The organism is Corynebacterium gottingense (assembly GCF_003693265.1).
In the GTDB taxonomy this organism is placed as follows: domain Bacteria; phylum Actinomycetota; class Actinomycetes; order Mycobacteriales; family Mycobacteriaceae; genus Corynebacterium; species Corynebacterium gottingense.
In genome coordinates this window covers 1-1,801 of sequence record NZ_RDRE01000108.1, presented here as the reverse complement: position 1 = coordinate 1,801, position 1,801 = coordinate 1, and the positions used below count along the sequence as shown (strand labels likewise).

General features: G+C 70.0%; 2 protein-coding genes. One reads left to right on the top strand and one right to left on the bottom strand.

The features are described from left to right. A partial coding sequence (locus tag EAW56_RS11995) for an LCP family protein (RefSeq protein ID WP_244213437.1) occupies window positions 1-1,150 on the bottom strand: 1,150 nt, incomplete at its 3' end. 105 nt (window positions 1,151-1,255) lie between these two features. Between EAW56_RS11995 and EAW56_RS11990 the strand changes: the two genes are divergently transcribed. After that, the coding region (locus tag EAW56_RS11990; RefSeq protein WP_244213436.1) for a glycosyltransferase at window positions 1,256-1,801 on the top strand (546 nt) is incomplete at its 3' end.

Below are 1,801 nucleotides of genomic sequence, written 5' to 3'. Positions count from 1 at the left end.
CCGAGTCCTCTCCGGTGCCATCATCCTGCGCTTCGTCCTGCGGTTCCACGACCGTCTCCATGAACCTGTGCACCTGCGGCGGGTCGACCGTGATAATGGATTCGCCGTAGTCGCCGACGCCGTTCACCGAGGTCACCGGGATGGTGGTGAAGGTGACGTTGCCGCCGCCCAGGCCGGACATCTGCTGCGCGAAGCGGACCACGTCCCAGCCGCGGTCCAGCGTGACGGAGCGCTCCGCGGCGTTGGACAGGTCGCGCAGCTTCGACGGGTTGGTCAGCGTGCCGGCCGACAGGATGCGCTGGACCAGCGACGCCATGTACGCCTGCTGGCGCACGATGCGGTCCAGGTCGCCGCGCGGCAGGTCGTGGCGCTGGCGGACGAACGAGAGCGCCTGGGTGCCGTCGAGGGTTTGCTCGCCGGCGGGGAAGTTCGCGCCGGACAGCGGCTCGTTGACGGGGGCGTTGAGGCAGACGTCGACGCCGCCCACGGCGTCGGTGAGCAGGACGAAGCCGAGCAGGCCGACCTGCGCGAAGTGGTCGACCTCGACGCCGGTGAGGTCGGCGATGGCGTCGATAAGCCCCTCCTGGCCCGCGCGGGCGACTTGCTGCTCGAGCTCGGGGCCTTCCGCCTCGCCGTCGTCAAGCAGCTCCTCACGCTTCGCGCCCGCGTGCGCGCCGTAGACGCCGTTGATCTTCATGTTGCCGTAGTCGTCGGTGTGCACGTAGGTGTCGCGCGGGATGGAGACGGCGGTGGCGCGGGAGCCGTCCTCGGGGACGCGGATGACCATCATCGTGTCCGTATTAATCTCGCCGTCGGCCTCGCCCGCGTTGAGGCGCGCGAGCTCGTCGGGGGACAGCGGGTTGCCCTGGGCGTCGGTGCGCGAGTCGGAGCCGACGAGCAGGATGTCGACGGCGCCGTCGAGCGCCTCGTTGTCGTCGTTACGCTGCTTCTTCCCGATGTTCAGTTCAGAGGCGCTGAGCTGGCTGTCCAGCTTGCCCACGGTGAAGTAGCCGACCCCGGAGACGACGAGCGCGGCCGCGGAGCACGCGGCGAGGATCCCCTTCACCACCGGGTGGCCCGATTGCTTCAGGTCCCTCGTGCGGGAAGGGGCCGGCTGGATGTCGCGGGCGCGCCTAGGGTTGTCGTTCACGGCCATGCATTATACGACATGCCTCCGCCGGATCCGCGTTTTCGGTGCGCCTCGCCGTGCGCCGTGCGCGGAATTCGGCGCGCCAGTGGGTATGCTGAGCGCATTGTGAGAAACGACGATCGACTCAACGGCGGCCCCGACGCGCAGCCCGCGCTGGCGGTCATCACCGTGACCTATTCGCCGGGCGAGCACCTGGCGGCGCTGGTCGCCTCGCTCGAGCGCGCGACCTCCCGCAGGGTGCGCTTGGTGTGCGCCGACAACGGGTCGACGGACGGCGCGCCGCAGGCGGCGGCCCGCGCGCACGAGCACGTTGAATTCTTCCCTACCGGCGGAAACATCGGCTACGGCGCCGCGATCAACGCGGCGGTGCGCCACCTGGAGCCGCTGCGCGCTTCCGGCGAGATCGACCCCGATGCCTTTCTTATTGTGAACCCCGACGTGGAGTTCCGCCCTGGTAGCCTCGACGAGCTGCTGCGCTGCCTCGACGGCGCGCCACGCGCCGGTGCGGTCGGCCCGCGCATTGAGGAGGCCGACGGCTCCGCGTACCCCAGCGCCAGGCGCGTGCCCGGCCTCACCGTGGGCATCGGGCACGCCTTGCTTTACGACGTCTGGCCAACGAACCCCTTCACCACCGTCTATAAGGCGGGCTCC